The 25161-nt window shown below is 56.9% G+C and carries 21 protein-coding genes and 3 pseudogenes; 16 read left to right on the top strand and 8 right to left on the bottom strand.

Translation table 11 applies throughout. From position 1 onward, the window contains the following. Positions 1-153 precede the first annotated feature (153 nt). Entirely contained in the window at positions 154-3036 is a 2883-nt protein-coding gene (locus M5G17_RS08220) for a ribonucleoside-diphosphate reductase subunit alpha (protein ID WP_273892459.1), read from the bottom strand. 765 nt (positions 3037-3801) lie between these two features. Here M5G17_RS08220 and M5G17_RS08215 point away from each other — a divergent pair. Genes M5G17_RS08215 through fhuF form a run of 3 tightly spaced genes read left to right on the top strand, consistent with a single transcriptional unit; the run spans position 3802 to position 6673 of the window. Then, complete coding sequence (locus M5G17_RS08215; protein ID WP_273892458.1) at positions 3802-4518, top strand: response regulator; 717 nt, start codon at positions 3802-3804, stop codon at positions 4516-4518. Next, a complete protein-coding gene (locus M5G17_RS08210) occupies positions 4515-6131 on the top strand; it encodes an ATP-binding protein (RefSeq protein ID WP_273892457.1) in 1617 nt (538 codons plus the stop codon). The genes M5G17_RS08215 and M5G17_RS08210 overlap by 4 nt, the downstream gene beginning before the upstream one ends. Then, the gene (fhuF, locus tag M5G17_RS08205) at positions 6128-6673 is read left to right on the top strand and encodes a siderophore-iron reductase FhuF (RefSeq protein ID WP_273892456.1); all 546 of its coding nucleotides are present in this window, start codon (positions 6128-6130) and stop codon (positions 6671-6673) included. The genes M5G17_RS08210 and fhuF overlap by 4 nt, the downstream gene beginning before the upstream one ends. 3 nt (positions 6674-6676) lie before the next feature. Here the strand turns inward: fhuF and M5G17_RS08200 are convergent, their stop codons facing one another. Then, positions 6677-7378, bottom strand: coding sequence for a 4'-phosphopantetheinyl transferase family protein (locus M5G17_RS08200; protein WP_273892455.1), 702 nt, complete (start codon positions 7376-7378; stop codon positions 6677-6679). Between the two features lie 142 nt (positions 7379-7520). Here M5G17_RS08200 and M5G17_RS08195 point away from each other — a divergent pair, with 142 nt between their 5' ends. The 4 genes from M5G17_RS08195 to M5G17_RS08180 all read left to right on the top strand — a co-directional run bounded on the left by M5G17_RS08195 (position 7521) and on the right by M5G17_RS08180 (position 11863). Then, positions 7521-8123: an outer membrane protein gene (locus tag M5G17_RS08195; RefSeq protein WP_273892454.1), complete on the top strand. Its 603-nt coding sequence runs from the start codon at positions 7521-7523 to the stop codon at positions 8121-8123. Between the two features lie 115 nt (positions 8124-8238). Then, on the top strand, positions 8239-8916 hold the full coding sequence (locus M5G17_RS08190; protein ID WP_273892453.1) for a response regulator: 678 nt from the start codon (positions 8239-8241) through the stop codon (positions 8914-8916). Further along, the gene (locus tag M5G17_RS08185; protein ID WP_273892452.1) at positions 8913-10268 is read left to right on the top strand and encodes an ATP-binding protein; all 1356 of its coding nucleotides are present in this window, start codon (positions 8913-8915) and stop codon (positions 10266-10268) included. The genes M5G17_RS08190 and M5G17_RS08185 overlap by 4 nt, the downstream gene beginning before the upstream one ends. A gap of 272 nt (positions 10269-10540) precedes the next feature. Then, complete coding sequence (locus M5G17_RS08180; protein ID WP_273892450.1) at positions 10541-11863, top strand: dicarboxylate/amino acid:cation symporter; 1323 nt, start codon at positions 10541-10543, stop codon at positions 11861-11863. A 102-nt stretch (positions 11864-11965) separates the two neighbouring features. On the opposite strand, the gene M5G17_RS08175 is transcribed toward M5G17_RS08180, so the two are convergent. Together M5G17_RS08175 and M5G17_RS08170 are read right to left on the bottom strand one after the other, a co-directional pair. Continuing rightward, positions 11966-12460: a SprT family zinc-dependent metalloprotease gene (locus M5G17_RS08175; RefSeq protein ID WP_273892448.1), complete on the bottom strand. Its 495-nt coding sequence runs from the start codon at positions 12458-12460 to the stop codon at positions 11966-11968. A gap of 140 nt (positions 12461-12600) precedes the next feature. Continuing rightward, entirely contained in the window at positions 12601-13200 is a 600-nt protein-coding gene (locus M5G17_RS08170) for a Yip1 family protein (RefSeq protein WP_130265874.1), read from the bottom strand. A 267-nt stretch (positions 13201-13467) separates the two neighbouring features. On the opposite strand from M5G17_RS08170, the pseudogene M5G17_RS08165 reads away from it, so the two are divergent. The 5 genes and pseudogenes from M5G17_RS08165 to M5G17_RS08145 form a co-directional block, all read left to right on the top strand. Then, positions 13468-13596 (top strand): annotated as a pseudogene (locus M5G17_RS08165) (tRNA 2-thiocytidine(32) synthetase TtcA); the annotation flags it as partial. Between the two features lie 203 nt (positions 13597-13799). Next, on the top strand, positions 13800-14999 hold the full coding sequence (locus tag M5G17_RS08160; protein ID WP_273892447.1) for a site-specific integrase: 1200 nt from the start codon (positions 13800-13802) through the stop codon (positions 14997-14999). Next, positions 14996-16648, top strand: a complete 1653-nt coding sequence (locus tag M5G17_RS08155) for a hypothetical protein (RefSeq protein WP_273892446.1) — start codon at positions 14996-14998, stop codon at positions 16646-16648. Before M5G17_RS08160 ends, M5G17_RS08155 begins: the two co-directional genes overlap by 4 nt. Beyond that, on the top strand, positions 16611-18938 hold the full coding sequence (locus M5G17_RS08150; RefSeq protein WP_273892445.1) for a hypothetical protein: 2328 nt from the start codon (positions 16611-16613) through the stop codon (positions 18936-18938). Before M5G17_RS08155 ends, M5G17_RS08150 begins: the two co-directional genes overlap by 38 nt. Before the next feature lies 1 nt (position 18939). Further along, positions 18940-19350, top strand: coding sequence for a hypothetical protein (locus tag M5G17_RS08145; RefSeq protein WP_273892444.1), 411 nt, complete (start codon positions 18940-18942; stop codon positions 19348-19350). 103 nt (positions 19351-19453) lie between these two features. On the opposite strand, the pseudogene M5G17_RS08140 reads toward M5G17_RS08145, so the two are convergent. The 3 genes and pseudogenes from M5G17_RS08140 to M5G17_RS08130 all read right to left on the bottom strand — a co-directional run. Beyond that, positions 19454-19846 (bottom strand): annotated as a pseudogene (locus M5G17_RS08140) (GIY-YIG nuclease family protein); the annotation flags it as partial. Further along, a pseudogene (locus tag M5G17_RS08135) lies at positions 19828-20271 on the bottom strand (type IIL restriction-modification enzyme MmeI); the annotation flags it as partial. The pseudogenes M5G17_RS08135 and M5G17_RS08140, both read right to left, overlap by 19 nt. A 377-nt stretch (positions 20272-20648) precedes the next feature. Continuing rightward, entirely contained in the window at positions 20649-20870 is a 222-nt protein-coding gene (locus tag M5G17_RS08130; RefSeq protein WP_273892442.1) for a helix-turn-helix domain-containing protein, read from the bottom strand. 102 nt (positions 20871-20972) lie between these two features. Here M5G17_RS08130 and M5G17_RS08125 point away from each other — a divergent pair, with 102 nt between their 5' ends. The 4 genes from M5G17_RS08125 (at position 20973) to M5G17_RS08110 (ending at position 23937) form a co-directional block, all read left to right on the top strand. Continuing rightward, entirely contained in the window at positions 20973-21560 is a 588-nt protein-coding gene (locus M5G17_RS08125) for a hypothetical protein (RefSeq protein ID WP_273892441.1), read from the top strand. Then, on the top strand, positions 21557-22957 hold the full coding sequence (locus M5G17_RS08120) for a DEAD/DEAH box helicase (RefSeq protein WP_273892440.1): 1401 nt from the start codon (positions 21557-21559) through the stop codon (positions 22955-22957). Before M5G17_RS08125 ends, M5G17_RS08120 begins: the two co-directional genes overlap by 4 nt. Positions 22958-23023: 66 nt before the next feature. After that, on the top strand, positions 23024-23287 hold the full coding sequence (locus tag M5G17_RS08115; RefSeq protein WP_071567490.1) for a BPSL0761 family protein: 264 nt from the start codon (positions 23024-23026) through the stop codon (positions 23285-23287). A 14-nt stretch (positions 23288-23301) separates the two neighbouring features. Next, the gene (locus M5G17_RS08110) at positions 23302-23937 is read left to right on the top strand and encodes a DUF6088 family protein (RefSeq protein ID WP_273892439.1); all 636 of its coding nucleotides are present in this window, start codon (positions 23302-23304) and stop codon (positions 23935-23937) included. 63 nt (positions 23938-24000) lie between these two features. On the opposite strand, the gene M5G17_RS08105 is transcribed toward M5G17_RS08110, so the two are convergent. Then, entirely contained in the window at positions 24001-25155 is a 1155-nt protein-coding gene (locus M5G17_RS08105) for a helix-turn-helix domain-containing protein (RefSeq protein ID WP_273892438.1), read from the bottom strand. Positions 25156-25161: the final 6 nt, after the last annotated feature.

Genomic DNA, 25161 nt, shown 5'->3' with positions numbered 1-25161 from the left:
CTTTGTCGTCATCTCGATGTAGCGCGAGTCTGGGCGAGTGCCCGCTAGGCGCCGGGTTGCCTGGCCCCCGGAGCGTACATTAGTACGTGAGGAGGTCAGGTAACCTGGCAACAACGCGGGCGCCGCCCAGAATCGTGCGGCGCCACCTATTACTTATTGGCAGGCTTCGCAATCCGGCTCGTCGATCGCGCAAGCCTTCGGCACTGGCGCAGGGCCGGCTGCCTGGATGGGCGCGCTGTCGCCACCGCTGGAAACGGCGTTGAGCTTGCCGGTGTTGATGGTCGACTTCTCGGTGCTGGTCGCGGCCAGGGCACGGAGGTAGTAGGTGGTTTTCAGACCACGGTACCAGGCCATGCGGTAGGTCACGTCGAGTTTCTTGCCCGAAGCGCCGGCGATGTACAGGTTCAGCGACTGGGCCTGGTCGATCCACTTCTGACGGCGGCTGGCGGCGTCGACGATCCACTTGGTTTCCACTTCGAAGGCAGTCGCGTAGAGGTCTTTGAGCTCTTGCGGGATGCGCTCGATCTGCTGTACCGAACCGTCGTAGTACTTCAGGTCGTTGATCATGACCGAGTCCCACAGGCCACGGGCCTTGAGGTCGTGAACCAGGTACGGGTTGATCACGGTGAATTCGCCCGAGAGGTTCGATTTCACGTACAGGTTCTGGTAGGTCGGCTCGATGGACTGCGACACGCCGGTGATGTTGGCGATGGTCGCGGTCGGCGCGATGGCCATGATGTTCGAGTTACGAATACCTTTTTGTACGCGGGCACGTACCGGCGCCCAGTCCAGGGTCTCGTTGAGGTCGACGTCGATGTACTTCTGGCCACGGGCTTCGATCAGGATCTGTTGCGAATCCAGCGGCAGGATGCCTTTGGACCACAGCGAGCCCTGGAAGGTCTCGTAGGCGCCACGCTCGTCGGCCAGGTCACAGGAAGCCTGGATGGCGAAGTAGCTGACCGCTTCCATCGACTTGTCGGCGAACTCGACAGCAGCGTCGGAACCGTAAGCGATGTGCTGCAGGTACAGTGCGTCCTGGAAGCCCATGATGCCCAGGCCGACCGGACGGTGCTTGATGTTCGAGTTACGCGCTTGCGGCACCGAGTAGTAGTTGATGTCGATCACGTTGTCGAGCATGCGCACGGCGGTGTTGACGGTGCGTTGCAGCTTGGTGGTGTCCAGCTTGCCATCGACAATGTGGTTCGGCAGGTTGATCGAGCCCAGGTTGCAGACCGCGATCTCGTCCTTGTTGGTGTTCAGGGTGATCTCGGTGCACAGGTTCGAGCTGTGGACCACACCCACGTGCTGCTGCGGCGAGCGCAGGTTGCACGGATCCTTGAAGGTCAGCCATGGGTGGCCGGTCTCGAACAGCATCGAGAGCATCTTGCGCCACAGGTCTTTGGCCTGGATGGTCTTGAACACCTTGATCTTGTTGTACTCGGTCAGGGCTTCGTAGTACTCGTAACGCTCTTCGAAGGCCTTGCCGGTCAGGTCGTGCAGGTCCGGTACTTCGTTCGGCGAGAACAGGGTCCACTTGCCGTCATCGAAGACGCGCTTCATGAACAGGTCAGGGATCCAGTTGGCGGTGTTCATGTCGTGGGTACGACGACGGTCATCACCGGTGTTCTTGCGCAGTTCGATGAATTCTTCGATGTCCAGGTGCCAGGTTTCCAGGTAGGCACAGACAGCGCCCTTGCGCTTGCCACCCTGGTTAACGGCGACCGCGGTGTCGTTGACCACTTTGAGGAACGGTACGACGCCCTGGGATTTGCCGTTGGTGCCCTTGATGTAGGAGCCCAGTGCACGCACAGGGGTCCAGTCGTTGCCCAGGCCACCGGCGAATTTCGACAGCATGGCGTTGTCGTGGATCGCGTGGTAGATGCCCGACAGGTCGTCCGGCACGGTGGTCAGGTAGCAGCTCGACAGCTGTGGACGCAGGGTACCGGCGTTGAACAGGGTCGGGGTCGAAGCCATGTAGTCGAAGGACGACAACAGGTTGTAGAACTCGATGGCACGGGCTTCTTTGTCTTTCTCTTCCAGCGCCAGGCCCATGGCCACGCGCATGAAGAACACCTGAGGCAGTTCGAAACGCACGCCATCCTTGTGGATGAAGTAACGGTCGTACAGGGTCTGCAGGCCCAGGTAGGTAAATTGCTGGTCGCGCTCGTGGTTGATCGCCTTGCCCAGTTTGTCCAGGTCGAAGTCGGCCAGGGCAGGGTTGAGCAGTTCGAACTCGACACCCTTGGCGACGTAGGCAGGCAGGGCCTTGGCGTACAGGTCGGCCATTTCGTGGTGGGTGGCGCTGTCGGCGACTTCAAGGAAGCCCAGGCCTTCGGCACGCAGGGTGTCCATCAGCAGGCGGGCGGTAACGAACGAGTAGTTCGGTTCACGCTCGACCAGGGTGCGGGCGGTCATCACCAGGGCGGTGTTGACGTCGGTCAGGGCCACGCCGTCGTAGAGGTTCTTCAGGGTTTCGCGCTGGATCAGGTCGCCATCGACTTCGGCCAAGCCTTCGCAGGCTTCGCTGATGATGGTGTTCAGGCGGTTCATGTCCAGCGGCGCCAGGCTACCGTCGGCCAGGGTGATGCGGATGCTTGGGTGCGGCTGCACGCTGGCGTCTTCGGCGTGGCCACGGGTGGCACGCTCCTTGGCACGCTGGTCGCGGTAGATCACGTAGTCACGGGCGACTTTCTGCTCGCCGGCGCGCATCAGGGCCAGTTCGACCTGGTCCTGGATTTCTTCGATGTGGATGGTGCCGCCCGAAGGCATGCGACGCTTGAAGGTCGCGGTGACCTGTTCGGTCAGGCGGGCAACGGTGTCGTGGATGCGCGACGAGGCGGCAGCGGTGCCGCCTTCAACTGCGAGGAACGCCTTGGTGATGGCCACGGTGATCTTGTCGTCGGTGTAGGCGACGACAGTGCCGTTACGCTTGATCACGCGCAGTTGGCCGGGGGCGGTGGCTGCCAGATCCAGGTTCGAATCGGCGGCCTGCGGCGCCTTGGCCTGCGGGTTCTCGCGAGTTGTGTCGGTTTGCATGGGTGTCTCCACGTTCTTTAAGTTTGTTGAGGCGCTTTGTGAGCGCCAACCGTTCCGTCCGAAAGCTCAACAACCGACCCCGAGGGCGCGCGGGAACCAGAGGTTCCGGCATGCCGCACGGGGCGGGAATACTCACTTCGGGACAGTTCAGGAATTAGGGCAAATGCTTGCCGCTCCCTGGCCGAAGTCAAAGGTCTTGAGTCCGTGACTCAAAACTGTTGCTGTCGAGTGTGCCGATGGCTTCACCCGTACCCGAAACAACGCCCTCAAAGGGCTTGCAGCGGACGCCTGCGCAGGAGCGGTTTGGCTGCTGATCTCTTCTAAAGTTCCGGCAAAAAATCTACCCGTTGAGGGCTTGAGTTCTTTGCTTCACTTGTGCTTGGGATTTTCAGTAAACCCCAAGATGTAGTGTTTTGTTTCGCTTGGGATACAAGATAATGCGGTCTGGGGGCTAATGCAAGGTCGGGGTCTGTGGATAACTTGTGCGTATTTTGTGAGTGATTTCACTCAACCCCTTGTAGGCCGCGTCTTAGCGCGGGATGACCGCCCGTCACCGATTTTTTCACAGGTTGCAGGGCTTGAGGCAGATTTTGCGGGCGCGAACCCTACCACAAAAAACCGGCTTGTCCGAGCGGGTTTTCTGCGGGTTTTTTACTGCTGGTAACGGCGGTTGGCAGGCGTCGGTACCCGACGTAGTATCCGGGGCCAATGTTGCCTTTCGGTGAAGTGGGCACTCTTTATAACAACACGCTGTTGAGGTGAGCCGTGGAGCAGAGCAGTCGGGTATTGATTGTCGAGGATGACCAGCGTCTGGCCGACCTGACCCGTGAATACCTGCAGGCCAATGGCTTTGCCGTGGAAGTGGAGGGCAATGGCGCGCTGGCGGCGGCGCGGATCATTGCCGAGCAGCCGGACCTGGTGATCCTTGACCTGATGCTGCCTGGCGAGGACGGCCTGAGTATTTGCCGCAAGGTGCGCCAACAGTACCCCGGGCCGATCCTGATGCTGACCGCGCGCAGCGACGACCTCGATCAGGTCCAGGGCCTGGACCTGGGCGCCGACGACTATGTCTGCAAGCCGGTGCGCCCGCGCTTGCTGCTGGCACGCATCAACGCCCTGTTGCGCCGCAGCGAGGCCGTTGCTCAGGCGCCGCAAGCGTTGCAGTTCGGTCCGCTGCGGGTCGACAACAGCCTGCGCGAGGCCTGGCTGTACGACAGCGGCATCGAACTGACCAGCGCCGAGTTCGACCTTTTATGGCTGCTGGTGAGCAATGCCGGGCGCACCTTGTCGCGCGAGGAGATCTTCACCTCCTTGCGCGGGGTCGGCTATGACGGCCAGGATCGCTCCATTGATGTGCGCATTTCTCGTATCCGCCCAAAAATCGGCGACGATCCCGAGCACCCGCGGATGATCAAGACCATCCGCAGCAAGGGCTACCTGTTCGTCCGTGAGGCGGCCGAAGCCATGGGCCAGGCGCAATGAACTCGATCTTCCTGCGCATCTATGGCGGCATGCTCGCCGCCTTGGTACTGGTGGCAGTGCTCGGCGTGCTCAGCCTTCACCTGCTCAACGAGGTGCGCGCCGGCCAGTACCGCGAGCGCCTGGCCCATGGCACCTTTACCCTGATGGCAGACAACCTGGCGGCGCTTGACGGCGTCGAACGCAAGCGCACCCTGTTGATCTGGGAGCGCCTGCTCGGCATTCCGCTGGAACTGCAGGCGCTCAGCAGCACCGCCCTCGACGGCAGCCAGCGCAGCCAGTTGCAGCGCGGCCAGGTGCTGGTGGAAAAGACCGGCCCGCACGCAGCCAGGGTGCTGCGCCAGGTGGCTGAGCAGGATTTGCTGCTGGTTGGCGAGGTGCAGCAGATCAGCGAACAACTGGCTCGCGCCACCATCTACCTGCTGGCCGATGAACTGGTGCGCTACCCGGTCGCCGAGCAGCCCCAACGCCTGGCCGCACTCAAGCAAAGCAAGGGCTTTGGCTTCGACCTGCGCTTGCAGCGGGTCAACCAAACCGACATGGACGAGGACCAGCGCCGGCGCATCGACGAAGGCGACACGGTGATGGCGCTGGGCAAGGACGGCGACTCGATCCGCGTGTTTGCTGGCCTGGTGGGTACGCCCTGGGTGCTGGAAATTGGCCCGCTGTATCAGATGAACCCTTATCCGCCGCACCTGCTGGTATTGATTGCCGCATTGGGCCTGTGCCTGATCGGCCTGATCGTCTACCTGCTGGTGCGCCAGCTGGAACGGCGTCTGTCCGGGCTTGAAGCCGCCGCGACCCTGATTGCCCAGGGCAGCCTGGACACCCGCGTCGCCGCCGATGACGCCGATTCGGTCGGGCGCCTGGCCGCGGCGTTCAACGGCATGGCCGAGCACCTGCAGCGTTCGCTGACTATCCAGCGCGAACTGGTGCGGGCGGTGTCCCATGAGTTGCGCACGCCAGTGGCGCGCCTGCGCTTTGGTCTGGAGATGATCGCCAGTGCCAGCACCGATCAGGCCCGGGACAAGTACTTGACCGGCATGGATGGCGATATCCAGGACCTGGACAAGCTGGTCGATGAAATGCTGACCTACGCCCGCCTCGAGCAAGGCGCGCCGGCCCTGCACTTTCAACGGGTCGACCTGGATGCTCTGCTCGATCAGGTGATCGCCGAGCTTGCGCCTTTACGACGTGAGGTGCGGGTGCTGCGTGGCCCCTGCCAGGGCGGCGAAAAAGGCCCGGACGGGCAGGGGCCGTGGGTCGAGGCTGAGCCGCGCTACCTGCATCGGGCGCTGCAGAACCTGGTCAGCAACGCCATGCGTCACGCCGAGTCGCAGGTCAGCCTCAGCTATCAGTTGGGCGTGCAGCGCTGCCGGATCGATGTCGAGGACGATGGTCCGGGTGTGCCGGAAAGTGTCTGGGAGCGCATTTTTACCCCCTTTACCCGGCTCGATGACAGCCGCGCTCGGGCGTCGGGCGGACACGGCCTGGGCTTGTCGATCGTGCGGCGGATCATCTACTGGCATGGTGGCCGGGCCTCGGTGGGGCACAGTGAGCGCCTGGGCGGCGCCTGCTTCAGCCTGAACTGGCCGCGCAACCAGGACGGCGCATGAGCACGCCGATTGCCCTGCCGGCGTTGCTCGATGAAGCTCGTTTTGATGCATTACTGCTGGCGCTGTATGGCCCGGCGTTGATGCCGGCTCAGCGGCCGGTGCTGGTGTCGCAGTGGTCCAAGTACTACTTCGCGTTGGTGTGGCGGATGTTGGCTGACGGTGCACCCTTGTCGGCGTTCAGCCATACCACGGTGATGCTGGATGGGCGCGGCCTGCCGCTTGCGCTGGGTGCTGAGGGGGCGCCGTGCCAAGGCCTGCAGGCGCTGCTGGCGGAACACCTGCAGCCCATGGTTGCGCGCCTGGCGCAGTTGGGGCCGGTGGCAGTGGCGGTGCTGTGGGGCAATGCCGGCGATTGCCTGGATCAGGCCCTGTACGGCGGCGCGGGCCATGCAGGGTTGCAGGCGCTGCTGGAAACGCCAGACAGCCCTTTATATGCCGCCGTCAGCCAGGATGCTGCAGGCCGGCGCCGGCGCCGTACCTGCTGCTTGAGCTACAAGGTCGACTGGGTCGGGCATTGCGAGCACTGCCCGCTGCTGTCCTGATGCTTAGACGCTGACCAGGCTCAACAGTTGATCATCCTGCAGGCAGAACTGCCCCTCAAGCTCGCGGCCGTGCTGCCACTGCGCTGACAGGTCGGTCAGCAGGCGCAAGCGTGCGTGACCCTCGGCAGACCACTCCAGCACTTCGGCGTGCTCGAAATAGAAGCGCTGTTTAACGATGGGGTAGAGGGCCTTGAACAGGCTTTCTTTCAGCGAGAAGGTCAGGGTCACGCTCAGGCCCAACTGGCTGGGGTCCATGCGCTGCATTTCGGCGTCGGTGAGAATCTCTCGGGCCAGGCGCTTGGCGCGCTCGTCGCTGAGCAGGCTTTCCTGATCCAGGCCCAGGCCCAGGCAATCGCTGCTGCGCGCAACCACGGCGGCGGCCCAGCCTTTGCCATGGGTGATTGAGCCGCAGATGCCGGCCGGCCAGATGGGCGCGCGGTCTTCATCGGTACCCGGGACATAGTCGCGGCCATCGAGGCGCATCAAGGCCGCCCGTGCACAGACCCGGCCGGCCAGGTACTCGGCCTGACGCTTGGCCACCGAGCGTTGCAAGCTGGCGGTCTGCTCGATACCGGCGCGGGCAAAATCATCGCTGGCCAGCAGGGCGGGGTCGAACGGGCAACTGACCAGCAGCGCGCCGGGGACTGGGCGCGGCAGGGGCCAGTGATGCAGCAGCGGGGCACAGCAGGTGGGCAGTCGGTTCATGGCCGCTATTGTGCCGTGACGGTTGCCGGTGTGTCACTGCAACTGTTCAGCCGAGGTTCAGGAGGGGTTCAGCAGCGGTTCAGGGCGGCGTGCGTACTCTAGCTTCCACACCAACACAGTGCATCACCTGGAGTACCACACCATGAAAAAGCTCAATACCCTGCTGCTCACCGTTGCTTTCCTTGGCGCCAGCGCCGCTGCCCAGGCCGCTGACACCACCTTTGCCGGTGTCACTTATGGTCAGACCAGCGACAAGATGAAAAAGTCCGGCATGCTCAGCAGCAACACCGACCACCTGAACACCGACGGCATCATCCGCAAGGACAGCACCTACGGCATCCGGCTCGGTCAGATGAACGACCAAGGCCGCTACTACCTCACCTACGACAACGTGTCCAACGACCACAGCGGCCTGAAAGTACGTCAGGAAAACCTGCTGGGCAGCTACGACCTGTTCTACCCGCTGGGCAACACCACCAAGCTGTTCGGTGGCGCCAGCGCCGGCCTGACCAAAATGAGCATGGAGTCCTCCGGCTACAGCCGTGACACCGACACCGGCTATGCCATCGGCCTGCAGGCCGGCGTGCTGCAACAAGTCAGCGACAATGCCTCGGTGGAACTGGGCTACCGTTACTTGCGCAGCAACGCCAGTACCGAGCTGTCCGAGCATGATGGCCCGAAAGTCGGCAGCCTGCGCCTGAACAGCAGCGCCCAGACTTACCTGTCGGCCAACTACGCGTTCTAAGTCGCCTGGCGAAGTCCGGACCGGTCTGCATGTGCACGGCCGGTTCGCTGTTATTCTGCAATCGGTCGATAACATTGACTGGCCAATGAAGGCCGGCGCGGGTCTGGAGGAGCATATGAAACTGCTGGTGGTCGAGGATGAGGCACTTTTGCGTCATCACTTGTACAGCCGCTTGACGGAGAGCGGGCATGTGGTCGAAGCGGTGGCGGATGCCGAGGAGGCCCTGTACCAGGCCGAGCAGTTCAACCATGACCTGGCGGTGATCGATTTGGGCCTGCCGGGCATGAGCGGGCTGGACCTGATCCGCCAGTTGCGTTCCCAGGGCAAGAGTTTCCCGATCCTGATCCTGACTGCCCGTGGCAACTGGCAGGACAAGGTCGAAGGCCTGGCCGCGGGCGCCGACGATTATGTGGTCAAACCCTTCCAGTTCGAAGAGCTCGAAGCCCGCCTCAACGCCTTGTTGCGCCGCTCCAGCGGCTTTACCCAGTCGACCATCGCCGCCGGCCCGCTGGTGCTCGACCTCAATCGCAAGCAGGCCAGCCTCGACGAGCAGCCTTTGGCGCTTACGGCGTATGAGTACCGCATTCTCGAGTACCTGATGCGTCATCATCAGCAGGTGGTGGCCAAGGACCGCCTGATGGAGCAACTGTATCCGGACGATGACGAGCGCGACCCGAATGTCATCGAAGTGCTGGTCGGTCGCCTGCGGCGCAAGCTTGAGGGCAACAACGGCTTCAAGCCGATTGATACCGTGCGTGGCCTGGGTTACCTGTTTACCGAGCGTTGCCGATGATCCGTTCGTTACGCCTGCGTTTGATGCTGGCGGCTGCCGTGCTGGCGCTGTTGTTCATGCTCGGTTTGCTGCCCGCCTTGCAAAAGGCCTTCAGCCTGGCCTTGCAGGAGTCGATCGAGCAGCGCCTGGCCTCGGACGTCACCACGCTGATTTCCGCCGCGCGCATCGAGGATGGCAACCTGCAGATGCCGGTGCTGTTGCCCGACGAGAAATTCAACCTGCCCGATAGCCGTCTGCTCGGCTATATCTACGACCGCCAGGGCAACCTGGTGTGGCGTTCACGGGCCACGGCAGACGAGAACATCAACTACACCCCGCGCTATGACGGGCGCGGCAACGAGTTCGCGCGCATTCGCCAGGGCAACGGTGAGGAGTTCTTCGTTTATGACGTCGAGGTCAAGCTGCTCGGAGGCAAGACCGCAGCCTTCAGTATCGTTGCCCTGCAGCCGGTGCGTGAGTACCAGCACACCCTCGATGGCCTGCGCGAGAAGCTCTACCTGGGGTTTGGCGCGGCGTTGCTGGCACTGCTGGTGCTGCTCTGGGCCGGCCTGACCTGGGGCCTGCGTTCGTTGCGGCAGATGAGCCGCGAGCTGGACGATGTCGAGTCGGGCGCCCGCGAGGGCCTGAGTGGCGAACACCCGCGTGAACTGCTGCGCCTGACTGACTCGCTCAACCGCCTGCTGCGTAGCGAGCGTGAGCAGCGCCGGCGCTATCGTGACTCCCTGGGTGACCTGGCCCACAGCCTCAAGACCCCGTTGACCGTGCTCCAGGGGGTCAGTGAAAGCATGGCCCAGCGCCGCGAAGACCGTGAGCAGGCGCGGGTGCTGCAAAGCCAGATCGAACGCATGAGCCAGCAGATCGATTACCAGTTGCAGCGCGCCAGCCTGCGCAAGAGCGGCCTGGTACGCCACCAGGTGCAGCTGCGGCCGTTGCTCGACAGCTTGTGCAGTACCTTGGCCAAGGTCTATCGCGACAAACACGTGCACATCAGCGTGGATGTACCGGAGCTGGCGCTGGTGCCGGTGGAGCAGGGCGCTTTGCTCGAGTTGCTTGGCAACCTGCTGGAGAACGCCTATCGCCTGTGTCTGAATCAGGTGCGCGTCAGCCTGCAAACCAGCGAAACCCAGGTGGTGCTGAGTATCGAGGATGATGGCCCTGGCGTGCCACCCGACCAACGTGAGCGCATCCTCCAGCGTGGTGAGCGCCTGGATCGGCAGAATCCGGGGCAGGGCATTGGTCTTGCGGTGGTCAAGGACATCATCGAAAGCTACGACGCCAGCCTGACCCTGGATGACTCGCCATTGGGCGGCGCGGCCTTTCGCATTCGCTTTGAGGTGGAGCGAAACACCTAGGCGGATTACCGCCATCATTGTCGGATTCTTTTCCGGGGCGTGCGGAAATCCGCCAACCTCATCCCCTCAACCTGCAACCTCATTGTGCAGCGCAGCCCCGTAAATTCTGGGCTTGCACCTTAAAAGCGCATTTTGGCATTGGGCTTGCTATGGACTCAGCAGAGTTCTGCCAGGCAGCTCGACACAACAAATCCCTCCAGTGCAGGAGGGTTCGCGCTTTAGGTACCAGCGCATCCTGGGAAGGATGAGCCGATACCCTTGAGGAATTAGCCATGACGACGCGTCAGCCACTGTACAAATCGCTGTATATCCAGGTGTTAGTAGCGATTACCATCGGTATCCTGCTGGGCCACTACTACCCTGAAACCGGCGTGGCCTTGAAGCCATTGGGTGACGGGTTCGTCAAACTGATCAAAATGGTCATTGCTCCGATCATCTTCTGCACCGTGGTCAGCGGCATCGCTGGCATGCAGAACATGAAATCGGTCGGCAAGACCGGTGGCTACGCGCTGCTCTACTTCGAAATCGTCTCGACCATCGCCCTGATCATCGGTCTGGTCGTGGTCAACGTGGTCAAGCCAGGCGCCGGCATGCACATCGATGTCAGCACCCTGAACGCCAGCAGCGTGGCTGCCTATGCTGCTGCCGGCGCGCAGCAGACCACCGTCGGCTTCCTGCTCAACATCATCCCCAACACCGTAGTCGGTGCCTTCGCCAATGGCGACATCCTGCAAGTGCTGATGTTCTCGGTGATCTTCGGCTTCGCCCTGCATCGCCTGGGTGCCTACGGCAAGCCGTTGCTGGACCTGATCGACCGCTTTGCCCATGTCATGTTCAACATCATCAACATGATCATGAAGCTGGCGCCGGTCGGTGCCTTCGGTGCCATGGCCTTCACCATCGGCCAGTACGGCGTAGGCTCGCTGGTGCAACTGGGCCAGTTGATGATCTGCTTCTACGTCACCTGCGTGCTGTTCATCCTGGTGGTGCTTGGCGGTATCGCCCGCGCCCACGGTTTCAGCGTCCTCAAGCTGATCCGCTACATCCGTGAAGAGCTGATGATCGTGCTGGGTACTTCCTCCTCGGAGTCGGCGCTGCCACGCATGCTGACCAAGATGGAGCGTCTGGGGGCGAAAAAATCCGTGGTAGGTCTGGTGATCCCGACCGGCTACTCGTTCAACCTCGACGGTACCTCGATCTACCTGACCATGGCCGCCGTGTTCATCGCCCAGGCGACCGACACCACCATGGACATCACTCACCAGATCACCCTGCTGCTGGTACTGCTGGTGGCGTCCAAGGGTGCTGCAGGCGTTACCGGTAGTGGTTTCATCGTCCTCGCCGCGACCCTGTCGGCTGTTGGCCACCTGCCGGTTGCCGGCCTTGCGCTGATCCTCGGTATCGACCGCTTCATGTCCGAAGCCCGTGCCCTGACCAACCTGATCGGCAACGCCGTGGCCACCGTGGTCGTGGCCAAGTGGGTCAATGAGCTGGACGAAGACAAGCTGCAGGCTGAGCTGGCTTCCGGTGGTTCGCCACTGGTCGACACCCGTCCGATGGATGACCTGGGCGTAGCTGAAGGTCCGGCGCGCTAAGGCCTCGGTAATGTTAAAAAGCCCATCTTCGGATGGGCTTTTTTGTGTCTGCGGTGGGGGGGCATCGCGGGGCAAGCCCGCTCCTACAGGTCCGCGATGCGTTTATTCCATCCTGGTCTCGCCGCTATACACCAGGGTATTGCGACACCGCCGGCACAGGTACCGCCGCCCCTGGCGCACCAGGCTGTGGCGTTGGGCCGAGAACGGGAAGTCGCTGCCGGCGCAGGGGCAGCGGTAGATATAGCGGGTCACCGTGCGGCGCTTGACCGCGTAGTTGTGGCAGCGGTGCGGCGGCAGTTCATAGACCCCGCGCATGATCAGCTGCCATTCCTCGCCATGGGGCTGGATGCGCTCGCCAAACAGCTGGTGGGCAACCAGGTGGGCCACCTCGTGGGGCACGGTCTGTTTGAGGAAATCTTCGCTGTTTTCGCGGTACAGCTGCAGGTTGAAGCGCAGCAGGTTCTCATGCAAGTGCGCAACGCCGGCCTTCTGTCCGCGCAGCTTGAAGCTGACTTCGGGGCGCGGGAAGGGGCGTTTGAAAAAGCTTTCGGCTTGCTGGTAACAGGTTTCGACGCGGGATTTGAGCAGTTCGGGCATATCGGGGAACACTCCTGGCCGACAATTATGCCGCAAGCGCGGCGCGGCTGCCGAGCCACCTGTCAGCGCACAGCATCAGGCCGCCTTGCGGCGGCCTGAAGGTGTTGCGCCTATGTTGCAGACGATTCTAATAGGTTGCGCTAGCTGGTGTAGACGGGCCCCACGCCCAGTCCCCAAACAATTACGGTGAAGGCCATGATGGCGACCAGCACCACCAGCCCTACCGCCAGTACCGAACTCGAGAACAGGAACCCCTCATCGGACGGAATGTTCATGAAGGTCGGCAAGCCGACATACAGCAGGTACACCGTGTAGCACACTGCTGCCGTACCGATGATCATGCCCAGCCACAGGTGTGGGTACAGGGCCGCCAGGCCGCCCACGAACAGCGGTGTAGCGGTATAGGTGGCAAAGGCAATGCAGCGTGCCAGGCTCGGGTTGGCGTCGTAGGTGCGGGCCATCCAGTGGATGAATGCGCCCATGACCGCCACGCCGCCGAGCATGGCCAGGTAGGACATGATGGTCATCCATAGCGCGCTTTCCTGGGTCAGCATGACCGGAGCGCGATCGCCGATGACCCAGCCGACCTGGGTGGTGCCGATGAACGCCGAAACCGCCGGGATCGCGGCGAGAATCAGGGTGTGGGTCAGGTACATGTGGCTGATGCTTTCTTCTTCACCGCGTATTTCTTTCCATTCCTGATCGGGATGGGTAAACAGCCCAACAACGTGATGGATCATGCCGGTCACTCCTGTCGTTGTTGCCATCGCCCCCCAACGGAGCGCTTGCAGCCCCAAGTCTGGGCCAGAGGTTGGAGGTCACCTTTGTGTGGCCTTATGTCGCAGTATAGGAAGGCGTTCGCCGCATAAAGCCGGCTTTTTAGAGCAAATCGCGCTGTCAGGGCCCTGCTTAATCACAATGCAGTCTTTATCGGATTGGCCTACGCCCGCTGGCGGTTTAAGGGTAAAATGCTCGGCTTTTGTCACACCTCGCGGATTCCAAGCGCTATGGGCACCCTTTCGGTCAACCAGAACAAACTGCAAAAACGCCTGCGTCGTCTCGCCGGCGAAGCCATCACCGACTTCAACATGATCGAAGACGGTGACAAGGTCATGGTCTGCCTGTCCGGCGGCAAATTATAACCAAAAAAATATTTGTAAAGCCTATAAACCTGTAGGCATTGCCTGTAAGCCCCGCCTTCCGTCGATTTTCCTTTCCTCTCGTTTGACAGAACTCATTTGTGGGCTAGTTTGTAACTAAATCGGTTATTGGACTAGCTTTTTTGTCAATTATGAAAGTCAAACGATACCAATTCAATTCGTTGCCCTTCGTGTCGATAGTGGACGAAGCGGATTGCCCTATTGATCCGTATGTTTCCTGCTATCTCAATGGCGCTTTATCTGCTAAATCGGCCAATACGAGATTTAGGTACGCAAATGAACTGCTGTTCGTGCTGCAGTACTTTTCGGAAAAAAATATTGACCTACCCGAACGAGTTGCATCGGGCATCTTTATATCCCAGATGGAGTACATGCAGTTCTATGACAGATGCTGCTTAAGTAAGGGTTCTGGTGATGAAGGTATAAATATAAAATTTCTAGATATAAATGATAAACATCTAAGGAACATCATTGTTGCCAATCAGAAAAGGATGACAAAGGTCGCTAGCGAAACCTTGCAAGGTCGCATCAGACGACTTCGACAATTTCTTTTATGGCTGTTCGATGAGTTTCACGAAGTGCAAGATGCTGACGAAAAAACAAAAAATAAATTTAATAGGCTTATTTCAAAAATTAGGTTAGATGAAGATGCCCTTGGCAAGAATGGAGGGCAACATGTCGGCGATCCTGAGGAATCGGTGATCCCGGATGACGTTTTCGTAAAGTTTTTAGAGATGGTGATGCCGTCATCTCCTAATAATCCCTTTAAAGCATCTAGGGTGAGGAATTACTTGATCGCCAATTTGCTAGTCCTAAGCGGCATCAGAAGAGGTGCGCTGGCAAAATTGAAGATTTCTGACTGTCTATTTCATGGCACTAACGATCAGCTAGCTATTTATCGATCTGCAAATGATCCAACAGATCCGCGCTCTGAAAAACCCAATCAAAAGACAAAAGCACACTTCGCCTCGGTTGATCCAGGTTTTTTGGAGAAGGTTAAGTTTTATATTGACAACGTTCGTACTGTCTTTCCTCGTGCGCAATTCCATGACTTCGTGTTTGTCAGCGAAAATGACTCTAAAGGCACTGCAGGTCAGCCTCTTTCTTTAAAGGCAATAAATGCAATATTTCAAAAGCTCTCTAGATCGCTGGGCTTTCATGTCCATCCTCATGTGTTGCGCCACAAATGGAATGAAATTTTTGATAAGAAAGGGGAGTCGCTTGGGGTCAATCCGGCTTTGCTTGAGGATGCTAGAAAATATGCCATGGGCTGGTCGCAAAATACCACTCAGAACAGGCGATATAATGAAAAGCGAATTGCGCTGAAGGCGAGAGAGATATCAATGGTGCATCAAAAAAGAGTGGATCAGCAAAAATGACTCGCGAGAAGAGGCGGGAAGTTTTTAAGTCTCTGACTAATGAAGGCTCATGGATTACGGCCAAATCTGGCCTGATGGTAAATACCTCGGACGATGTATGGATATTACTACCGAATAATGGAAAAGGAAAACGGTTGTGCGTTGACTGGGTTCATTCGTCTAACATGCCAGATGATGATAAAAAGTTAATTCTGAGTGTATTTGTGGACTACGTGCGAACCAAGGCTGCGAGTACGGCGTCAGGTATTGTTTGCAATGTAAAGCCATTTATGATGGATGGCATTCCCGCGTTAGCCAGAGTGAAAGCCATATGGAGTGGGCTGCAGACAAATAATAAGAAGGGACTAAATCAGTTCTTTGGAGCGCTCTCTAGGCAAGGTGATACACGGTATGAAGAATATCACAAGTATACACGGTCACATTTGGATAAGGGTAAAGACAACACCCTTGACCCTTCCATTGGGGCATTAAGTGATATTGAGTTTGATTCGTTAGCCAAGCAGATCAATACAAACATACAAGAGTTCGATTGGGGGGCACGTCGTGATCTTTTGTTTTTCCAGTCGCCGAGGCTCTATGCGCGGCTCAGAAATTTGGTCACTAACAAGTTGTTGCTCTCCATTGTGAGGCGGCCAATTCAGATCGCGCTATTGAAATGGTCTGATCTGATCCCTTCAGGTGCAAGTTTTCGAGACGCAGGAATTCTTCCTGTGGACGAAATCGGCACGGTAGGGGCGCAAACATTACAGCTTCGAGTGTTCATCGCTAAGTCTAAGGGGGCACAATTTTCAAGGGAGCGTCCCGAGCGTTATCCAATACATCTTTCCGAATATATCTCAAAGATTCTTATAGACTATAAGCGAATTGTCTTGGAAGGGCTTACATTGGTGATGGACTCGGCAAAGATTCAAGTGAATCAATCTGAGCTCTTGAGTCTCATGAATGATATGCCCATGTTTCCAGAAGTTAGCTTTTTTGAAGTGCGATTTGATTCTTTGGATTTTTTCAAAGGTATGTTTACGCCTAAGTCTACTGCCTACCACATATCGGAGACTGCAGTTGCACAGGCCATGAGATGGGTTCCGGTTACCTCTGATCGAACTCTCGAATGTATGGCTACTTCCAACAGAATTCGTCACACCGTATTAACTCGCGGCGCTCAAAATGGTTTGCCCGCCGTTCAATTGGCCAAGATGACAGGTGTCACCGTGCCAGCTGCAAGGCATTACATAGATTTGGACTATGTATCTAGGAGAGAGATTGACTCAAAGTATATCGGCAATGAGTTTCTGAAAAAGGCTTTTAGCCATACCTTAACTGTAGTTCCGGAAGGCGATGAGGTCATTGTCGACAATAAGTTCAACCCTGTTGGTGGGGCACGCAACAAGCATTCCTGCGCTACCTGCTCAACAGCTCTTGGGAGGCCGTTGGGGTGTTATGGGTGCCCAAACTTTCGTCCGGTACTAGAAGCTGATCACAGGTCGGTATTGGGAGATGCAGAGGGCAAGCTTGCTGCAAACCGCAACTCCCTAGTCAATCCTCTTTATGCCCGCAGTATTGAAAAATTGGAGAGGCAGATTCTTTGGGTGAGGCTGACAATAATGGTTTGCGATGAAGAGCTCGCAAGGCAGCGCACAATCGATGCTTAACAAATACCTTGGCCGATTGGAACGGCTCATCAGCGAATATCGCGAAGCCGAGCTAGCGCAATTTGAAGGGCATGGCGGCAAGAAAGCGGAGTTTGATGATTTGGTCTGGTATCATGTGAACCCCAATACTGGCCGCCGAACCAGATTCTTGTGTGGTGTACATGGGCGTAAGGGCAAAGGCAACGCCGGCAACCATCCCATATACGCCCTTCCTTACCCCTATGACCACCTGATAAAAGTGTGGATCATAGAAACAACGAACACACCACTTTCCGTCAACGAAAAAAAAGCTCGGACGTCGGTAGTTAGGAAATTGTTGTCACTCATGGATGGTGATCTCTATGAGCAATCAGAGTGCACAATCACCAGCCTTAATTTGGGGGCGCGTTCAGCTGACCGCTTGCGGCCGTTTCTCGCGTTCTGCGCTGAAAAGGGGGTAATGCGAAAGGTCAACCTGAAGGGCAGCGACAACAGAGACAGGACGGGACATGCCGCGTTTGACAATACGCTGGAGAAACTCCCAGATACCCAAACAGTGCTTGCGCTAGCCGACATCTACTCTAGTGTGTTTGAATATGTGGATGAACATGGCTCGCTGAGCCCTGGTAAAGAGATAAAAATCCATGATGCCTTAGTGGTGACTTCTGCACTACTCTCGCTGGCATCGCCTAATCGAATTTCTGCGGAAATACCAGTTCTGCCTAAACAAAGACTGCATTGTTACTCTGAAAGTAATGGAGAGCCAGTTTATTATCTCGACTGGATTGGAAGCAAAGGCTACGGGAACCACAAAAATCACGTACTTGCGGTGCTCGCTGAGCCGATAAAGAAAGCCCTAAACTTTTTCTACAAGGCATGCGAGCCAGCAAGAATTCTCTGTCGATTCTACGAGAATCCGGGCAAAAGCTTGAAGGCGTTGCTCTGTGGGTTCGAGATGGAACCAGAGCTAGAGAGAAATTTAGATTTAACCAAACGGCCTAATCTTTTCACATTGGGTTATGCATTAGGGTTTTATGGGGTTAATGATTGCGTTCCGGTCCTTAAGGAAGGAGCTGATCTGACTTCCATCCATAAAAGTCAAAGAGGTCGTTTTTTCGAAAAAAAACCGATTTACTCGTTGCTGCCTCAAGATCAGTTGTCCGTGTCGCAAACAAGAAGTGCAGCTTTAGCAGGATTACCCCACTTGTTCGGGTACGCCAATATGCCAAAAGTTTTTTCCGATAAGTCTGTCGTTTCGGTTGAAGAAGTGCAGGAGTGGTGGATTGCTTTCTATAGAAAATCAATTTTGCCGGAATTTCCACTCTCATTTTCAAGCGGAGAATCAAGTATCAAACTGAAGGATGCCATGTTTTGCCTCTTGGGGAGTTGGCTTTATGGTGCGTCCGAGAGTGTCGGAAGTGGTGGGAAATTATTTCAAAAAACAAATTATGCGGTGGTGCCATTAGCATCTCTAGGCAGTTCGGTTGCTGTTAGGCTAACTAGCAATCCTCGCTACAAGCTATCAATCTTTAAGAATTACGGATTTTCTTCAGAGCTAAGGCTACGACCGCACAGTCTACGCCACTTATCGAACACTTTTGCTGATCTAAGTAAAATTTCAGTGGAAATCATTACTGCTTGGTCGGGCAGAAAGAATCCCGATCAAACCCATACTTATATTCATACGAGTCACGACGAGAAAGCCAGTCGTGTGAGTGCGATATTGAATCCGCCAGATATCGACAAGCGGGATATTCGAGTCGTTTCCCAAGATCAACTTGCACAAACCACCAACCTGCCGGCATCTGTTACCTCCACCGGTCTTTGCACTCAAAATCTGAATGTGACCCCTTGCAATTATTTGAACGATTTCGTCTCTCAGTGCTTTATGTGTCCGGAGACTTGTCACATTGCTGGCGATGTGAAGACTATCGAATTTCTTGAGAAAGACTTATCGTTTCAAACTGTGAGGTTAGAATCTGTTGCATGTGATCCACGTTTGCCAAATTCCCAAGCAATGAAGCAGTGGTATTTAATTCACTCGCGAAATACCCATATTCTATCCATGCTGAATGATTTGATGAGAAGTAGGCCTGTCGGAACGGTAATTCGTTATTCAAATAATAATGCAGAGTTCAGTTTGACTGATTTAAATACTATGATCATTACAAAGGTCGCGTGTGCCCTGCCGGATTTTGAGGCTCGCCTGAAAGGTGTCATTGAAGATAAGACCGCGAGAACAGCGTCTGATACTAATCCCGAGTTGCGCTCTCTTTTATCCTCTTTCGGCCTGTCTGAAGGGGAGGTGTGATGTGGTAGTACCAAAAATATCAGCTCAGCAACAGCGTAAAATAGAGATTATGTTAGCTAAGTGGGTAGGTAAGCTGACTTGGGACGCGCTGGTCGCTAAGGTAGAGCTTGAGCTTGGCATAAAAACAACTAGGCAAACTCTATGCACTTATGTCGGTATTAACACATATTATAAGAATAAAAAAGCTCAACTTCGTGGCGCAACTCCTTCCCTGCTCACAAAGATAACTGCTTCTGAAGTAAAGCTTGTGGAGCAAATAGAGCACTTGAAGGCTGAGGTTGCGGTTCTCAAAAGAAATAATGCAGAGCAACTGCGTATGATTGAGAGGATGCTTTTGAACGCCAATGCCATTCCCAACCTGGATCTCTATGCCTTGGTCAAGAAAAGACCTGAAGAGATACAAAATGGCTAATCATTCGTACACCTCCTCGACTATGCCGTATTGGGCACACGCTTGGTGTGCAATCCAAGGGGGCATCCGGGAGAGAAGACTTGCTTTCTCCCGGATATGATCATCACGCTTTAATTGCGCCTTCGCTGACTAGGCGAGCTGTTTGCGGGTCATATGCAAAACCGGTAATCGACCCATCTCGAATGCGCTCAACCGCCTCATCGATCACATGCAGCGGCACTAGGAACCACTCCCTGGGTTTCACCGGATGGCCGAAGCAGTCTTCGATAGTTAAGTCCAGTTGCGCTGCGCTGAATAGGCGGTGGAAGATATTTTCCAGCCTAGTGCGGTTCAGGTTGTGCAACTTGTAAGTAGCGACCACCTCCACATCAGCCAGCAGGTAGGTGGCATCTTTCGCAGCCGCCGCGATGCGGGTTTCCACCTTGCCACCGGTCACGCCAATCTTGTGGATCAGCTCGCGGTGTTTGGCTACGAATGGGTGGTGGCGCGCACGTCGATGGGGTTGTCCTTGATCTCCTTGATGGTGGAGATGCCGGCCAGCGGCAGCAGGAAACCGAAATGGTTGGGAAAGTCCGGGTAGTCACAGGTGATGGTTTCACCCGTGATCAGCTCTTCGGCCTCCAGCGTTTGTCCGTCGGTGGCGAGGATGAATTTGGCTTTGGCTTTTGTGGTGGCCAAGCTGGTACGCAGCGCTTTGAGCGTTTCGCCCACGCTGCCGGGCTCGCAGGCGGCGATATGAATGTTATTGCGCAGTAGTACGCCGCCGGGTACGTCCGAAGCGTTGTTGTTGCCTGCGCGTAGACGCTTGATCTCCGCGTCCTTTCTGCCAAATGCAGCCAAGAAGGTGAACGGGAATTCCGCCACGTCAAAGGGCTCTAGGGCCAGGTCCGATATGGCGGACTCAATTTCTACTGCATTAATGGTTTACCACTGTCCAGATCGCTGATGCGCGAAGGCGGCGTTTTTAGCCGCTAAAAATTTGGGTAATGGTTACATCCCGGCCGGCACATGCCGTTCTGTCGGCTTAGCGTCTGCATCGGCAACTCAACTCAGCTCTGCTCTGCTCAGCCGCATCGGTTTATGCCGGATACCACTGTATGCGACAGCCGAGCGCCCTGAGCCAGTGACCGGTGAGTCAACCACTACACGATGCCGGTGATGATAAAGGAAGGTGCTTCTGTAATGCGAAAAAGCCGCAGACCTCCACGTACTATCTGCAGTCCTAGGTGCTATCCGGGAGCGAAATTCGGCTCGGATTTGGTCAGGCGTTCTTGAGCGCCGCTCCCGATCAGGCTGGGTTACAGATCTGACATCTGAGGCAGAAGGCAGGACGGATCGCAGGCGAGCTCGCTTGCGATCCGATAAAGCTTCTCGATGGTGATATTAACTTCACCACGCTCGATCCGCCCCATGTAGCTGCGGTCGATGCTGCAGGCTAGCGCTAGTGCATCCTGAGAAATCCGGCAGGCCTTTCTCTGTGCCCGGATGCGTTCCCCTAACGCTTTCGCCAACTTTTCCATGACCGTCTCAATTCCACTTGAGGCGGCACTATCGTGCGTTTGCGGATGTACAGGCCACGGACTATAATCCGCATCTTTTGCGATTACTCTTCTGGTGCCTCAATGAAATCGGCCTCGTTTATCTTCGACAGGCGTCTGTATGAGCTGCTTCAGGAGGAAGGGCGTGCAAGGTTCACGACGCGTGAACTGCGTGATGCCTATGCCAAGCGCCTGGATGGCATGACTTTCCGTATCGGTGATGTGCGCCGCTATGTGTATGAGCAGATCCGCCGAATGCTGCGCATGGGTTGGGTTGTGCTCGATGAAGAGCGCCGTTCGCGGGGACAGGTCTACCACTTGCAGCCGATTCCGGCACATCTGCAATTGGAGCTGATCGACAACGGGTTCGAGAACAGCCATAAGACTGCTTGTGAGCCAGAGCAGGAGCCGTCAGCGTTCGATAATGCGGCGGTGCCGCAACCATCAGTCGATGCGGATCAGCACCTGGAGGCGCTCCTCAAGGAAATCAGGCTGGACTTCCTGGCATCGATGGGCGAGGCGGAGCGATACAAGCTGCTCCTCGAAGATATGCCGCACCTCCGGGATAAGGTCGAAGTCGAATACCTGGAAGCTAGAGACCGAAGCTCGCGCCTGCTGGGCCATCTCCGCGCCATCGAGAAGACGCTCAAGACGCTTGCCTCCGCACGATGACCACACTGCTGCGAAACTGGCAACGCCGCTGCATTGACACAGCACTGGAGCACTTTACTGCCACGCCACACTTCTTCTGCCAGGCAACGCCGGGCGCCGGCAAGACGCGCATGGCGGCAGAGCTGGCAAGCAGGCTGCTTGAGCAGGACAGAATCGATCTGGTGCTCTGCTTCGCGCCATCCTGCCAGGTTGTCGAGGGCTTTCGCTCGTCCTTTGCTGCGGTGCTCGGCAGACGCTTGGACGGCCAACTAGGCGCAGTGGGGGCGGCGTTCACCTATCAAGCCATGGAATACCGAGATGAGGCGTTCTGGCGACTCCTCGATGACTACCGTGTGTTCGTGGTTTTCGACGAAATCCACCACTGCGCCGGCCACGATGTACTTCTGAGTAACGCCTGGGGCCAACAGATTCTTCAGCGGATACAGGACAGGGCCACCTTCACCCTGGCCCTCTCCGGCACCCCATGGCGTTCGGACGACCGGGCTATTGCCCTGGCCCGCTACTCGACGCCCGAGGGGTACCTGATCTGCGACTACCGCTACGGATTGAAAGAGGCCATTGCTGATGGTGTGTGCCGCTCCCCTCGCATTGTCCTGCTCGACAACCAGAAGGTGAAACTTACCGAGGAACTGGACGCAGAGAGCACTGTCAGGATGTTTCCCAGCATTGCCAAACTATTGGGGGAGTCCCCTGTCACCTACGAAGAGCTATTGCGTCATGATGAGGTGATTGATCAGTTACTCGGTCTCGGGTGCAGCAAGCTGGATGAGCTTCGCCTGGTCAAGCCTGATGCGGCAGGCTTGGTGGTTGCCACCGACATCGAGCACGCCCAGCAAATTGCCTTCGCCCTGGAAACCTTGGGTGAAGGTTGCCGCATCGTGACCAACAAAACCCCGGCTGCGCAGCAGGTTATCAATGCGTTCAGACACAGCGCCTGCCGTTGGATTATCGCAGTTGGAATGATCAGCGAAGGCACGGACATTCCCCGACTCCAGGTGTGCTGCTACCTCAGTCGCATCCGCACTGAGCTGCATTACCGACAAGTGCTGGGGCGAGTGCTTCGGCGCACAGGCGAGCCCGATAATCAGGCGTGGCTATTCATGTTAGCGGAGCCGACACTGCAGTGCTTGGCAGAGAGAATTGCAGATGATCTACCGGATGACCTGGCAGTGCTGAACGAGGTAGAGATGCCAGCCTCCACTTCAGGTTCAATATCTGGCTGGATTGGGGCTGCTGGCAATATCGATGTCGTGGATGACAGTATTGGAAGTGGCATTGCGCAGGTAATTGGGGCAGGTGCTACATGCACCTTATCCCTGGGGGGCTCTGCCGCTGAGCCAAGCCATCTGGTCAGCTTTTCCAAGCACTACCGGCAACAGTTGCTGGCTTGCTTTTGATGCTTGTATGGAAGCCAGAATTCAAGCGTCGGCAGACGTGGTTGACTGAATCAGGAGATAACCGCATTGACCCTTCCCCGCGAAAGAACCCGCAGTGTCATCAAAACCGAAGAGTTCCTGCGAGAGCTCTCTCGCGACTCTGAACTGCCCCAGGATATCCGCAGCTATGCGAAAAGCCTGCTTAGGCACTATCCGTCGGCCGACCAGATCCTCTCGTTGGGGCGCCTTGAAGAGTGCCTGGTGAGCGATGCACCAGATGATGAATATCGACGGCGGGTGATCGCTTTCCATCAGCCGCTGTTCAGCTCGTCATTGGACTTCACGCGATAGAAATGAGAGCCGCAATGTCCAGCACTGATTTTGCTCTGTCGGTATCCACCCGCATTGCGCAACGGGTCAAGCGCTTACCCAAAGGGAAACCCTTCTGCATCAGCCGCTTTGCGGAGCTTGGAGCGCGTGGTGCCATATCCAAGGCAGTAGCTCGGCTGGTCAGCCAAGGCGAACTTGAACGGGTGCATCGAGGAATTTACATGCGCCCGAAATCCAGTCGATACGTTGCACGGGTTCGCCCAAATGTATGGGAAGTAGTGAGCTTGATCGCTAGGCAGCACCGCCATGTTCTACAGATTCATGGCGCTCATGCGGTCAGGTTGTTTGGACTGAGCACCCAGATGCCGCTCATTCCGATCTATTACACCAGCGGACCCAGCCGATCATTTTTTATGGGGAAGGCTGAGGTCCGGTTGGTACATGCGGAACCAATGGTCATGCAGCGTGCCGGGACCGAGGTAGGGACGGCTATCAGCGCGCTATTTTATCTCGGTAAAGACAGCTCGACCCCGGAATGCATTGCCGCGATCAAGAAGGTGCTCAGGCCTGAAGAGCTAACCACATTAATGGCCTGCAAAATGCCGAAATGGATGCGCATGGCGTTGGAGCTGTCAGCGCGCATACACACCGTCAACACGCCTGCTCCTTAACGCTCTATCAGGCAGGTCTCCGTTGCTGGCCGAGTCCGGCCAAGCGACATCGGCGGCATCCCTTCACCCCTTGACCAAACGAAGATGGGCACCTGATTTCCCGCCAGAGTCGGAGGGGTTAGCGCTCTGCCCCTTCAACACGTTCAACATCAATCCGAACGTCAATTCATTGATCTCCTCAGGACTGATTGCCAGTTCTCCCGCGATGCCAGCTTTCCCAACCCCATCTGCACGTAACGCGGCGAAAATCTTCTCCAGGATCACTGACCGCTCATGAGCAATAGATTCCGGCTCTTCGGTGCGATAGCCCTCTTGAGCAATCTGAATACACAGCGTTCGGTAAGCCCACTCCGTGGAAAGCCCCAGGCTATGAAGTCGGTAATTTAAGGCTGCCACAGAAACGGACCAGAGCTTCTTGTATTTGATGAGGCTTTTGATAGTGATCGAACGTGGAGCCATCGCTAGAACGCTTGCACGTGGCATTAGAAAAGCCGACGCAAAGGCATTCGCCTCACGCTCTAAATCAGGTCCTTGTGGGTGGGCATGCTGGTGCATAACCAAATGTCCTAATTCATGAGCTGCGTCAAAGCGGCAACGCTCGGCCGACTTGAAGGTATTCAAGAACATAAAGGGGCGGCCGCCACTCCACATCGAGAACGCGTCGACCTCCCTTGCATCAATTGCAAGTGAGTAGACACGAACGCCTTTCGACTCAAGAAGCGCAATCATGTTCTTAACCGGCTGCTCACCTAAACCCCAGTGTGCCCTCAGCATCTCCGCAGCGGCCTCTGGCGCTTGGGCACTGCTTGATAGTTCCAGCTTATCGAGCGCCTCAAAATTCGTCAGTGCAGCGCGTTCGGACCCCAGGTCCGGAAGATCCGGCTCTGGCAAATCGAAACGTTGCTCGATCCAGTCATTCAGCAGGAGCGCAATTGCGCCTGCACCGAGAGCTGAATCCCTAAGGCCAGCAGTCATCTTTGAGAGCGACCGGAAACTGGCAACATCCGGCGTTGGCACCTCAGGATCATCACCAAAGAAAAACGCTTCGGGGAACCGAAGCGTTTTAGCGATTTTTGTCAGGGTTCCAGGCTCTGGCTCCTGCGTGCCACTCTCGTAGCCGGAGACCGATCGCTCCGTTACTCCTATATGAGTGGCAAGCTCACGCTTTTTCATACCTCGCCGGCGACGGGCGAGCGCAAATCGTTGTGGATTAAACATGATCTA

Source organism: Pseudomonas rubra, from assembly GCF_028656935.1.
Lineage (GTDB): Bacteria > Pseudomonadota > Gammaproteobacteria > Pseudomonadales > Pseudomonadaceae > Aquipseudomonas > Aquipseudomonas rubra.
Note: the sequence above shows the minus strand (reverse complement) of the source record. Positions and strands in the feature narration are given on the sequence as shown.